Consider the following 517-nt stretch of genomic DNA (forward strand, 5'->3'; position numbering starts at 1 on the left):
GTAAGGTACAGCTTTGAAAATTTTCCTCCATGTATAGAAGGATATCCAATATCGGATTCTGTTTCCCATTAGCCGATTTGCAGTTATTGTCTGTTTGAAAATGCCGAAGCATTTCTGCAAAGATTAATACCATATAAGCGTTGATAATATCTTTTGAGCAAAAGCTTGGTTCGTAGAATTCACATAACAGATTCTCGACGTGTGAGCCTAGCTTATCACTGTTCTGACAGTGAAATAAAAGAAAGCGGTTATGCAGGCGATCATGTGATATAGCCTCTAATATAAAGTCGGAAATAATGCTATTGCTTGACAGCTGTCCGAGCATGGAAGCAGTAAAGTAGCTTTTATCCATGAGAATATTGATGATAATATCCTTTTCCTCTGCATCACAGATTGTATGAGGCACGTTTGTATCCATGATACAAACATCTCCGCACTGTAACGGGATAACTTTATCCTGGACGATTGCCGTGCAGGTCCCTGCATATACATAGTTCATTTCTATATAGTCATGAAT

1 protein-coding gene is annotated in these 517 nt (G+C 38.3%); it reads right to left on the reverse strand.

What is annotated here, in order from left to right; genetic code table 11:
- Positions 1 to 418: hypothetical protein (locus tag QD409_RS35760; RefSeq protein WP_430765086.1), on the reverse strand; the 418-nt coding region annotated here is incomplete at its 3' end.
- Positions 419 to 517: the final 99 nt, after the last annotated feature.

The sequence above is a fragment of the Rhizobium sp. BR 315 genome (assembly GCF_050577975.1).
Classification (GTDB): Bacteria; Pseudomonadota; Alphaproteobacteria; order Rhizobiales; family Rhizobiaceae; genus Rhizobium; species Rhizobium miluonense.